This window comes from Variovorax sp. LjRoot175 (assembly GCF_964253805.1).
In the GTDB taxonomy this organism is placed as follows: Bacteria; Pseudomonadota; Gammaproteobacteria; order Burkholderiales; family Burkholderiaceae_C; genus Variovorax.
The window spans coordinates 587,297-598,572 of record NZ_CAXURY020000003.1 but is presented as its reverse complement, the minus strand read 5'-3'; the positions used below and the strand labels follow the sequence as shown (position 1 = coordinate 598,572).

11 protein-coding genes and 1 pseudogene are annotated in these 11,276 nt (G+C 69.1%); 6 read left to right on the top strand and 6 right to left on the bottom strand.

The genetic code is table 11. From position 1 onward, the window contains the following. Window positions 1–3: 3 nt before the first annotated feature. A pseudogene (locus ACSQ89_RS40710) lies at window positions 4–393 on the bottom strand (transposase); the annotation flags it as partial. 149 nt (window positions 394–542) lie between these two features. On the opposite strand from ACSQ89_RS40710, the gene ACSQ89_RS40705 reads away from it, so the two are divergent. The 6 genes from ACSQ89_RS40705 to ACSQ89_RS40680 are packed head-to-tail and all read left to right on the top strand — an operon-like array spanning window position 543 to window position 5,740. Beyond that, complete coding sequence (locus ACSQ89_RS40705; protein ID WP_436297803.1) at window positions 543–683, top strand: hypothetical protein; 141 nt, start codon at window positions 543–545, stop codon at window positions 681–683. Then, window positions 680–1,657: a tripartite tricarboxylate transporter substrate binding protein gene (locus ACSQ89_RS40700; protein ID WP_436297802.1), complete on the top strand. Its 978-nt coding sequence runs from the start codon at window positions 680–682 to the stop codon at window positions 1,655–1,657. The genes ACSQ89_RS40705 and ACSQ89_RS40700 overlap by 4 nt, the downstream gene beginning before the upstream one ends. A gap of 9 nt (window positions 1,658–1,666) precedes the next feature. Continuing rightward, a complete protein-coding gene (locus tag ACSQ89_RS40695; protein ID WP_436297801.1) occupies window positions 1,667–3,382 on the top strand; it encodes an acetolactate synthase catalytic subunit in 1,716 nt (571 codons plus the stop codon). A 5-nt stretch (window positions 3,383–3,387) separates the two neighbouring features. Next, complete coding sequence (locus ACSQ89_RS40690) at window positions 3,388–4,170, top strand: 3-ketoacyl-ACP reductase (RefSeq protein WP_436297800.1); 783 nt, start codon at window positions 3,388–3,390, stop codon at window positions 4,168–4,170. 26 nt (window positions 4,171–4,196) lie between these two features. Beyond that, entirely contained in the window at window positions 4,197–5,180 is a 984-nt protein-coding gene (locus ACSQ89_RS40685; protein ID WP_436297799.1) for a zinc-dependent alcohol dehydrogenase, read from the top strand. A gap of 8 nt (window positions 5,181–5,188) precedes the next feature. Beyond that, window positions 5,189–5,740, top strand: a complete 552-nt coding sequence (locus tag ACSQ89_RS40680; RefSeq protein WP_436297798.1) for a VOC family protein — start codon at window positions 5,189–5,191, stop codon at window positions 5,738–5,740. A gap of 3 nt (window positions 5,741–5,743) precedes the next feature. Here ACSQ89_RS40680 and ACSQ89_RS40675 read toward each other — a convergent pair whose 3' ends face one another. From ACSQ89_RS40675 to ACSQ89_RS40655, 5 genes are all read right to left on the bottom strand, one after another. Beyond that, window positions 5,744–6,658 (bottom strand): LysR substrate-binding domain-containing protein, encoded by a 915-nt coding sequence (locus ACSQ89_RS40675; protein WP_436297797.1) that lies wholly within the window; start codon window positions 6,656–6,658, stop codon window positions 5,744–5,746. Window positions 6,659–6,720: 62 nt separating this feature from the next. Then, complete coding sequence (locus tag ACSQ89_RS40670) at window positions 6,721–7,854, bottom strand: acyl-CoA dehydrogenase family protein (protein ID WP_436297796.1); 1,134 nt, start codon at window positions 7,852–7,854, stop codon at window positions 6,721–6,723. A gap of 10 nt (window positions 7,855–7,864) precedes the next feature. Further along, window positions 7,865–9,052: an acyl-CoA dehydrogenase family protein gene (locus ACSQ89_RS40665; RefSeq protein WP_436297795.1), complete on the bottom strand. Its 1,188-nt coding sequence runs from the start codon at window positions 9,050–9,052 to the stop codon at window positions 7,865–7,867. Between the two features lies 1 nt (window position 9,053). Then, window positions 9,054–10,238 (bottom strand): acetyl-CoA C-acyltransferase, encoded by a 1,185-nt coding sequence (locus tag ACSQ89_RS40660; RefSeq protein WP_436297794.1) that lies wholly within the window; start codon window positions 10,236–10,238, stop codon window positions 9,054–9,056. Between the two features lie 14 nt (window positions 10,239–10,252). Continuing rightward, window positions 10,253–11,254: a Bug family tripartite tricarboxylate transporter substrate binding protein gene (locus ACSQ89_RS40655; RefSeq protein ID WP_436297793.1), complete on the bottom strand. Its 1,002-nt coding sequence runs from the start codon at window positions 11,252–11,254 to the stop codon at window positions 10,253–10,255. Between the last annotated feature and the right edge of the window lie 22 nt (window positions 11,255–11,276).

The following is an 11,276-nucleotide window of genomic DNA, read 5'->3' as shown; positions in this document are numbered from 1 at the left end:
CTGTTAACGCAAACGCAGTCCATCGGCGATCAACGCGAAGCTGATGAAGCCGACGAACATCACGTCGAGTTTCTCGAAGCGGGAGAAGATGCGGCGATAGCCCTTCAGGCGCCGGAACAGGCGCTCCACCTCGTTGCGGCGTTTGTACATCTCACGGTCGTACTCCCAAGGCTCGACGCGCGTCTTCAGAGGTGGCACGACCGGGATAAAGCCCAGATCAAGTGCGAGCTGCCAGGTCTCATTGCCTTCGTAGGCGCGGTCCATGAGCAGGTGCACCGGTCGATCGGGTGCCCCAAGGCGACTGAGCAACGCACGCCCTGCGGGCGCGTCGTGCGCCCACTGCGGCTGCTCGAAAGCGCAGCGCGCGGCGGCCACGGCGGCTTCGGCGTCGCTGCGGTCCGAGGCGGCGTGGCGCCCGAGCGGGGTACCATCGGACGGGTCGTTGCGCTCGCCCCATGCGCCGCAAGCCGCTGGCTGCCAGCGACCGTCGATGAGGCATCGGATCCAGGGACCGCGACGCGTTCGCACGCCCGCACCTGTGAATGATTGTCATCCTCGTGATTCCACAAGATGGCTCGAACAAAGCGCTTCGTCTCCGTACGATTTGTAGTGTCGCCACCGCATTGCCATCCACCGGCCTGCATGGCGGCAATCCACAAGAAAACGGAGACAAGTTCGCATGACCCTCTTTCTCGCCCGCGTCCGATCGTGGCGCCTCGCCTTCTCGGCCTTCGTGCTGGCCATCGCAGCCACCAGCGCCTACGCGGAATGGCCCGAGCACGACATCAGCTTCATGGTGCAGTTCGGCCCCGGCGGAACCACCGACCTGGTGGCTCGCGCGCTGACCACCGAGCTTTCCCAAAGCCTGGGCCAGCCGATGGTCGTGCTCAACCGCCCTGGCGCGCAGGGCACGGTGATGGGCATGCTGCTCGCGCGCGCCCAGCCCGACGGCTACACGCTGGGCATGCTCTCCAGCGGCTTGGCGCTATGGCAGCTGGTCTCTGACAAGCCGCACACGTCGAAGGACTTCACCAGCATCGCGAGCGTGGGCCGCTACGTGTTCGCCGTGGTGGTGAATGCCAATTCCCCGTACAAGACCATCGAGGACCTGATCGCGGCCTCGAAGAAGGCCAAGGGCGGCATCAATTTCGGCGGGCCGAGCTCGGTCAACACGCTGGGTATGCTCCTGCTGGCCGAGAAGACCGGCATGCAGTTCGAGACGGTCAACTATCGCTCGGGCTCCGACTCGGTGGTGGCCCTGCTGGGCAATCAGATCGACGTGGTGGTACAGAACCCGACGGACTTCATGCCCTACGTCAAGTCAGGCAAGCTGCGCGTGCTGGCCGCGGCCAGCTCCACGCGCATGCGCGAGCTGCCCGATGTGCCCACACTGCGTGAGCTCGGCTACGACGTGGTCACCGACGCCTACTTCGGTGTGGGTGCGCCACTCGGCCTGCCCGAGCCGATCCGCCGCAAGCTCGAGGACGCCACACTCAAGGTGGCGCGCGATCCGGTGTTCCAGAAGAAGCTGCTCGACACCTACGGCATCGAGCCCGCGCCGATGACTGGCAAGGCGTACCGCGCCGAGATCGAGCAGGCCGAGATCACCGTGGCCAAGCTCAAGAGCCGTTTCCCTTCCTCCTCCCCAAAAAAGTAATCCCTCCCCATGTCAACTCCAGCAACAAGCGGTGGCACCGTGGCCGACCGCGTGGCGGCGGCTTGCCGTCGTCACGGCGTGCAGGTCGTGTTCGGCCAGTGCAACCCGGTTCGTTTTCATCTCGCGGTGCCGCAGCACGGCATGCGCAACATCGGCTATCGCACTGAGAACGCCGGCGGCGCCATGGCCGACGGCTACGCCCGCATCAGCCGTCAGACCGCGGTGGTCACCGCGCAGAACGGGCCGGCGGCCACGCTGCTGGTCGCGCCGCTGGCCGAGGCACTCAAGTCCTCGGTGCCGATCGTCGCGCTGGTGCAGGACGTGCCCGTGGGCTCGCGCGAGCGCAATGCCTTCCAGGAGTACGACCACCTCAAGCTCTTCGCGGGCTGCAGCAAATGGGTCGGCCGCATCGACAGTGCCGAGCGCGTCGACGAATGGGTCGACATGGCGTTCCGCATCGCCACCAGCGGCCGCTGCGGACCCGCGGTGCTGTTGCTGCCGGTGAATATCGCCGACAGCCAGGCCACCGGCGCCACGACGCGCCGTGCCGTGAACGGCCGCTTTCCGCTCGACCCCGTGGTGGCGGCGCCGGAGCGCGTGCGCGAGGCCGCGCGCCTGTTGATGCAGGCCGAGCGGCCGCTGGTGATTGCCGGCGGCGGCGTGCACCTCTCGGGCGCGGCGCCTGCGCTGGCCGATCTGCAGCAGCGCTTTGCGCTACCGGTGGCGACCACGATGATGGGCAAAGGGGCCGTCTCGGAGTTGCATCCGCTGTCGCTGGGCGTCATCGGCAACGTGCTGGACGTGGGCGCGCCCGCCTATGAGGCGCGTGCGCTAGTCACGAAGGCCGACGTGGTGCTGCTGCTGGGCACGCGCACCGCGGCCAACGGCACCGACACCTGGAGCCAGTACCCGCGCAATGCGCGCTTCATCCACATCGACATCGATCCGGTCGAGATCGACCGCAACTACGAATCGCTGCGCCTCGTCGGCGATGCCAGGCTCACGCTCGAGGCGCTGGCCGATGCGATGTCGCAGCTCGATGCGCAGCCGCGCCAATCCGCCCGGGGCGCGGTGGAGGACGCCATCGCCACCTCGCATGCGGCCGCGCAGCGCCTGCAGCACGGCGTGCGCACCGAAGACCGCCTGCCCATCCGGCCCGAGCGGCTCATGCACGAACTGGGGCAGCTGCTGCCCGCCGACGCCATTGTCACGGCCGACGCGAGCTATGCCTCGGTGTGGATCTCGCTCTACCTCACGGCACGCCGTGCCGGCGAACGCTTCCTGCTGCCGCGCGGGCTCGCAGGGCTCGGCTGGGGGCTGCCGCTGGCCATGGGCGCGCACCTTGCGCGCCCCGAGGCCACGGTGGTGTCGGTGGTGGGCGACGGCGGCTTCGGCCATGTGTGGGGCGAGCTCGAAGCCATTCGCCGCCACGGCATCAAGCTGGTGCTGATCGTGCTGAACAACGGCGTGCTCAGCATGCAGGAAGACATGGAGGTGTTCCGCTACGGCGGGCGCACGGACACCCGCTTCGAGCCGGTCGACCATGCGGCCATTGCACGCGCCTGCGGCCTGCACGGCGTTCGCGTCTCGGAGCCCGGCGCCCTGCGCGCCGCGTTGCAGGAGGCCATGTCGGCCGACCGCGCCACCTTGCTCGACGTGATCGTCGACCCCGCCGCCTGCCCGCCGCTCACGGCCTACAGTTCGCGGCCGAGCCAGCTGGGTTGATGGCGATGAACACTCCCTCCAAGGCCCCCGTGGCGCTGGTGACGGGCGGGCGGCAAGGCATCGGCCGCGCCGCCGCGCTGGCCCTTGCCCGCCAGGGCTTTCACCTCGTGATTGCCGACCTGCACGACGACGAACGCACGCAAGCCACGCTCGCGGACATCCGCGCGCTGGGCGTGTGCGCCGACTTCGTGCGCACCGACATTGCCGACCTCGCCACGCACGCCCGGCTGGTCGAGGAGGTGTGGTCGCTGCACGGCCACGTCGACTGCCTGGTCGACAACGCCGGCGTTGCGGCGCGGCCGCTGCGCGACGTGCTGGACATCACGCCCGAGGACTTCGACGGCAACTTCGACGTCAACATCCGCGGCACCTTCTTCCTCACGCAGGCCGTTGCGCGCCGGATGCTCGAGGACCGCGCGCCGCAGCCCTACCGCAGCGTAATCGTGATCTCGTCGATGGCGGCGCACTACGCGCGGCTCAACCGCTCGCAGTACTGCATGTCGAAGGCGGCGGTGGCCATGATGGCCAAGATCCTGGCGCTGCGCCTGGCGCCGCACGGCATTCACGTGCACGACATCCGGCCGGGCTTCATCCGCACCGAGATGACCGGCTCGCTGGACACCAGCGCGCAGGACGCCCGCATTGCCAGCGGCGAGGTGCCGCTTCGCCGCTGGGGCGAGGCCGCCGACGTGGGCCAATTGGTCGCCACGCTCGCTGCCGGCCTCGTTCCCTACGTGACCGGTGAGCCCTTCGTGATCGACGGCGGCCTGCGCGCCAACAGCGCCTGAGAGCGCATGGAATCAAGGAGCTTGAAATGCTTGCACTGAGAAAAATCTCCCCCGACTTCGGCGTCTCGCTGATGGACGTCGCGCCGCCCGAAAAACCCGCGCCCGGCGAGGTGCTGGTCGAGGTCGAGGCCGCCGGCATCTGCGGCAGCGACCTGCACATCTACGACGCCAAGGGCTCGGCCTATGCGAACGTGTGGCCCCGCCTGCCGCTCACGCTGGGCCACGAGTTCTGCGGCCGTGTGGTGCAGCTGGGCGACGGCGCTGCAGCGGACCTGCTGGGTCGGCGCGTGGTGGCGCTGCCCGTGGGCATCGGCATCCAGCGCAACGGCTGTTTCGCGCCGATGGTCGCGGTCGCGGCCGTCAACTGCCTGCCGGTGCCCGATACGCTGGACAGCGAACTGGGTGCGCTGATCGAGCCGCTCACCGTGTCGGAAAACGCCCTCGCGCTGTCGGAAACCGGGCCGGGCAAGCGCCTGCTGATCATGGGCGCCGGCACGCTGGCGCAGGGCGCGGCGCTGTTCGCGCGGCTCGCGGGTGCCAGCCAGATCGTGGTCACCGGTTTTGCCGACGCGCACCGCTTCGAGGTGCTGCGCCAGATGGGCTTCGACCTGCTGATCGACCGCGCGGAGCCCGGCTCCGCCGAGCGCCTGGCCGCGCTGGCCGGCGACGGCTTCGACGCCGTGATCGAGATGACTGGTGTCATGTCGACCATCGATGAAGGCCTGCACGCGCTGCGCCGCAAGGGCATCTTCGTGGCGACCGGCATCCACCCCGAAAAGGCCACGGTCGACATCACGCGCATGGTGCGCCAGCAGCTGCAACTGCGTGGCAGCTACGGCAACACGCGCGAGGGCTGGCACAAGGTGATCGCGCAGGTGACCGCGAACCCCGAGACGTTCCGCCCGCTCATCACGCACCGCTATCCGCTGCACCAGGCCGTGCAGGCGTTCGAAACGGCCTATGCGCGCATCGCGTCCAAGGCCATCCTCCATCCGCAGCAGAAGAACTGAGACTTGGCATGAACGAATTCTTGTTTGGCGGCCGCGCCGAGACTGTGATCCAGGCCGGCCACGTGGTCGAAGACCTCGACGCGGCCATGGCGACCTTCACGCGCGTGCTGGGCGCAGGCCCCTGGTATCGCTTTCGCGTCTCGCAGCCGCGGGCGGGCTCGCTCTACCGCGGCTGCGAGGTCAACCACGACCTGTCGATTGCCCTGGCCTTTCACGGCACGATGATGCTGGAGCTGATCCAGCAGCACGACGAACAGCCCTCGGTGTTCCGCGACGGCGTGGCGCAGCGCGGCCACGGGCTCCACCACTGGGGCATCGGCACGCGCCGCTTCGACGCGCGGCTGGCGGCCGAACTCGCGCAGGGCAAGGAGGTGCTCTACACCGCGCGCACCGGCCGTGGTGCGCGCATCGCCTATTTCGAGGGGCCGACGCCGCTGCACGCGATGGTGGAGCTCATTGAGATCACCGAGACCAGCGAGCGCTTCTACGCGGGCATCGCAGCCGCCGCGCGCGACTGGGACGGCAAGACGCTGGAATGGGCGGGCCCAGACGGGGTCTGAGCCTCAGGCCGCCGGCAGGAAGCACGTCGAGCCGGCGATGCGCTCGCGCAGGAATTCGATGAACGCTGTGGTGCGCGGACTCGGGTTCTGGTTGTGCGGGTAAATGGCCCAGATCGGGTCGTACTCGGTCTTGGCCGCGCTGTCGAGCAGCGTCACCAGCGCGCCGGCAGCGAGCTCCTTCTGCACCACATAGAAAGGCAGCTCCACGATTCCCACGCCGGCCACGCACAGCCGGTGCAGCATCTCGGCCTGGTTGGAAGAGATGTCGCCCTCCACGGAGGCCGGCCTGAGTGGCGACTCCGCGCGCAGGCCCCAGTGGATGTGGTGCGTGCGGATCGAGAAGTTCAGGCAGTTGTGGTCCTTGAGCGCCGCGGGCGATACCGGCAGCCCGCGCCGCTCGATGTACGAGGGTGCGGCGCAGATCACGTGCGTGGTCATGCCGATCTTGCGCGCGAAGTACGCGCTGTCCTGCAGGACGCCCAGGCGGATGGCCACGTCAATGTTGCGTTCGACCAGGTCGACCCGCTCAGCGCCGAGCTGGATGTCGATCTTCACGCGCGGAAAGCGCTGCACGAACTCCGCGATGAAGGGCACCAGCGTGTAGCCGAAGCTCGGCAGCGTGTAGATGCGCAGCTTGCCGCTCAGGTCGGCCGAGAGCGCGGCCAGGCTGCGCTGCGCATCGTCCATCGCCTCCATCACGCGCCGCGCGCCGACGATAAACACTTCGCCCTCGTAGGTCAGCTGCAGCGCGCGCGAGGTGCGGTTCAGCAGGCGCACGCCCAGGCGCTCTTCCATGCGCGAGATCGACTTGCTGACCGCCGAGGCGCTGAGGTCCAGCTGCCGCCCGGCGGCCGAGAAGCTGCCGCTCTCAACCGCGCGGATGAAGACGTTGAGCTCGGAAAAGCGGTCGTAGGACATTGGCTGGAGCCTAGCGCACGCGCTCCCGCGCCGCAGGATGCACGGGCGCCAAGTCGCTGCCTTCAATCACGGCCGAGCGACACATAGCGCGCCAGGTGATGGTCCTCGTCGCCGAGCATGTGATTGGTCAGCACCAGGCCCTTGGCCAAGTGAGACAGCGGCAGCTCCCAGGTCATGCCGATGCCGCCATGCATCTGGATGCACTCCTCGGCCACGCGCGTTCCGACGCGGCCGGTGGTTGCCTTGGCTGCCGACAGCGCGCGCTCGCGCGTGACACGGTCAGCCGATTGCAGCGCGTTGGCCGCGTTGATGACGGCGGAGCGCGCCTGCTCGATACCCAGCCACAGGTCCACCATGCGGTGTTGCAGCGCCTGGTTGCTGCCGATGGACTGGCCGAACTGCTCTCGGGTGCGCAGGTAGTCGAGCGTGAGTTGCTTGGCGGACTCCATCGCGCCCAATGCCTGTGCGCTCAGCGCCAGCACGCCGGCGCCCACGGCGCCTTCGATGGTCGGAAAGGCCTGGCCTTCGGTGCCGACCAGCGCATCGGCCGGCAGGTGCACGCCTTCGAACGCGATGTCCGCGCCCCGGCCACCATCGGCCAGCGGGTAGCCGCGCAGCACGATGCCTGGGGTTGCGGCGGGCAGCACGAACAGGCTGATGCCCGCGGAGTCACTGTCGCGACCTGACGTGCGGGCCGAGACGATGAAAAAGTCGGCCTGCTCCGCATGGCGCACCACGCATTTCAGGCCGTCGAGCAGCCAGCCACCATCGCTCGGCCGCACACACGTCGTCACGTGCGAAGCCTCGTAGCGGGCCTCTGGCTCAGCGTGCGCAAGAACGGCCAGCGTGCTGCCGGCCACGATGTCGCGCCGCAGCGCGCGCTGCACATCCGTTTTCGCTTCGGCCAGCACCGCAGCGGCCATCAGCGCTGCGAGCAAGGGCTCCAGCACCATCGCGCCGCCCAGCGCCTCGAACACCAGTGCGATGTCGAAGCCGCTGCCGCCCAGGCCGCCGTCGGCTTCCGCGAAGAGCGCGCCGAGCGCCCCCAGATCAACGAGGTGCCGCCACATCGCCTCGCTGTGCCCCTCGCCCGATTGGGCAATGTGCTGGCGCTGGGCGAAGCCGTAGTGCTGCGCCAGCAGACGCCGCAGCGCATCGTCCAGCATGCGCCGTTCGTCGGTCGGTTCGAAGTTCATGCGGCGTCCCTCACAGCCCAAGCACCGTCTTGGCGATGATGTTGCGCTGGATCTCGTTGGAGCCCCCGAAGATCGAGAGCTTGCGGTTGTTCAGGTACTGCGCGGCCGCGCTCACCGATTCGGCGGGCGCGCCGGCCAGGGCCTCAGCGTCGCCGAGGTGCGGCAGTGCATGCAGGCCGACCGCGCGGCGCACGAGCGAGGCGAGTTCCTGGCGGATTTCGCTGCCAAGCAGCTTCAGCGCCGAGCTTTCCACGCCCGGGCTGCCGCCGTTGGCCACAGCGGCCGTCACGCGCAGGTTGGTCGTCTTGAGGTTTTCCAGGTCGATCTCCACGCGCGCCACGCGCGCCGCGAAGGCCGGGTCGCGGTCCAACGGCTGGCCGCCGCTCATGACCTTGGCCGCCACGGTCTTGAGGCGCTGCAGCGCCGCCACCGCGAAGCCCACGCCCGCGTTGCGTTCGTGCGTAAGCAGGTATTTGGCGCAGGTCCAGCCATCGTTCTCTTCGCCGACGAGGTTGTGCGCCGGCACCCGCACGTCGGTGAAGAAGACCTCGTTCACCTCGTGCTCGCCGTCCAGCGTGACGATGGGCCGCACCTCGACGCCCGGCGAGCGCATGTCGATCAGCAGGAAGCTGATGCCCTGCTGACGGCGCGCGTCCTTGGAGGTCCGCACGAGGCAGAAGATCATGTCGGCGTGCTGCGCGAGCGTGGTCCAGGTTTTCTGGCCGTTGACGATGTAGTGCGCGCCCGCGGCATCGTGCCCGCGCACCGCCGAGGTCTTCAGCGCCGCCAGGTCCGAGCCCGCGCCGGGCTCCGAGTAGCCCTGGCACCACCAGTCGGAGCCGTCGAGGATGCGCGGCAGCCAATGGCGCTGTTGCGCCTCGGTGCCGTAGCGAATCAGCACCGGCCCCAGCATGATCAGGCCGAACGGCAAGTTTCTCGGCGCATCGGCCAGCGCGCATTCGTACTCGAAGATGAAGCGCTCGACCGCGGTCCAGCCCGGCCCGCCGTGTTCACGCGGCCAGTGGCTCGCGAGCCAGCCGCGCGACTGCAGGATCGCGTGCCACTGCACCATCTCGGCCTTGTTCAGCGTGCGTCCCTCGGCCACGCGCGTGCGCAGCGCGGCCGGCAGCTGCGTCGCGAGGAAGCTGCGCACCTCGGCGCGGAAGGCCTCTTCGGCCGCTGTGAAATTGAGGTCCATGTCAGAAGACCTCGAACAGCCCGGCCGCGCCCATGCCGCCGGAAATGCACATGGTGACGACCGCGTACCGGATGCCGCGCCGCCGCCCCTCGATCAGCACATGCCCGGCCAGGCGCGCGCCGGTCACGCCGTAGGGATGGCCGATCGAGATCGCGCCGCCGTCGACGTTGAGCCGCTCGTCGGGGATGCCGAGCCGCTGCTGGCAATGGATCGCCTGCGAGGCAAAGGCCTCGTTGAGTTCCCACAAGCCGATGTCGTCGACGCGCAGGCCGTGGCGCGCCAGCAGCTTCGGCACCGCGAACACCGGCCCGATGCCCATTTCGTCGGGCGCGCAGCCGGCGATGGCCAGGCCGCGGAAGGCGCCCAGCGGCGCGAGGCCGGCACGCTCGGCGTCCCGCGCGTCCATCAGCACACAGGCGGCGGCACCGTCGGACATCTGGGAGGCGTTGCCGGCGGTAACGAAGCGGTCGGGTCCGTTAACGGCCAGCAGTTGCGCCAGTGCCTCGTAGCTGCTGCCGTGGCGGTTGCAGGTGTCGCCGTCGACCATGGCCCGGCGCTGCGAGACTGCGCCCGTGACCTTGTCCTTCACTGCCATGCTGGTGGTCACCGGCACGATCTCCTCGCGGTAGCGGCCGGCAAGTTGCGCGGCCTCGGTCTTGCGCTGGCTCTCGAGCGCGAAGCGGTCCTGCGCCTCGCGCGTGATGCCGTAGCGCGCGGCCACGATGTCGGCTGTCTCGATCATCGACAGGAACAGGCCGGGCTGGTGTTCGCGCAGCCAGGGGTCGGCATCGTCGGGCGCGGCCGGGTCGCGCACGGGAATGCGCGAGATGCTCTCGACGCCGCCGGCCACCACCACCGACATGCCGTCGCTGACGATCTGGCCAGCCGCCATCGCGATGGCCTGCAGCCCCGAGGCGCAATAGCGGTTGACAGTGGTGCCCCCGACCGACAGCGGCAACCCCGCGCGCAGCGCCGCCTGCCGCGCCACATTGCGGCCGGTGGTGCCTTCGGGAAAGCCGCAGCCCAGCACCAGATCCTCGATCCGCTCGGGATCGACGCCCGAGCGGTCGACCGCGGCGCGCAGCGCGAAGGCGGCCAGCTCGGGGCCCGGCGTGAGGTTGAACTCGCCACGAAACGACTTGGTGAGCGGCGTGCGGGCTGTGGAGACGATGACGGCTTCGCGCATGGTGTGGGCGCTCCTCATTCCACCGCGATGCCGCCGATGCTCTGGATCAGCTTGCCCCAGAGTACCGTGTCGTCGCGCACCGTGCGGGTGAAACGCGCCCGGTCAGGGTCACCGATGTCGTAGCCGATCTGCGCCAGTGCAGTGCGCATGTCATCGGTCTTCATCGCGTTGGCGAAGTCGGCCGTCAGCGCATCGACCAGCGGCTTGGGCATGTGGGCCGGCCCGAAGATGCCGAGCCAGCCGACCAGCGGGCCGAGAGTGGGGTAGCCGGCCTCGGGAAAGTTCGGTATCGCCGGGAAGGCGGCGACGCGGCCGGTACCGGTGATCGCCAGCCCTCGCAACCGGCTGCCCGGCTGCAGGAACGCGGCCGACGAGCCGATGTCGCACACCACCGCGCTCACCTGCCCGCCGATCAAGTCGTTGATGGCGGCCGCGCAGCCCTTGTACGGCACGTGCACCAGGTCGACACCGGCCGCGTGCTTGAAGGCTTCGCCGATCAGGTGGCCCAGCGTGCCGTTGCCGTAGGACCCGTAGCTCATGGTGCCGGGCCTGGCCTTGGCCGCGGCGACGAACTCGCCGACAGTCTTCGAGGGGTTGTCGGCGTTGACCAGCATCACCAGCGGCGTGACGCCGATCTGCGCGATCGGCGTGAGGTCCTTCGTCGCGTCGTAGGGCAGCTTCTTCATCAGGTGCGGCAGCACGGTGATGGTGGAGCCGGCCGCGAGGATCAGCGAACTGCCGTCGGGCGCGGAGCGCACGATGTTGTCGACGCCCAGCACGCCCGATGCGCCGGGCCGGTTCTCCACGATCACCGGCTGGCCCATGGCGGCTGCCACCTTGGTCGCCAGCCGGCGTGCGATGGTGTCGATGCCGCCGCCCGGCGGCACAGTGACCACGATGCGGCCGGGCTTGTTCAGCGTGGCCGAAGCGGGCGTGGCCTGCGCCCAGGCCGCCGCCTGCAGCGACATCGCACCGGCCGCGCAAATGGCAGCCCGAATCCAAAGATGCTTCGTCATGCTTGTCTCCTTCTGATGTTTG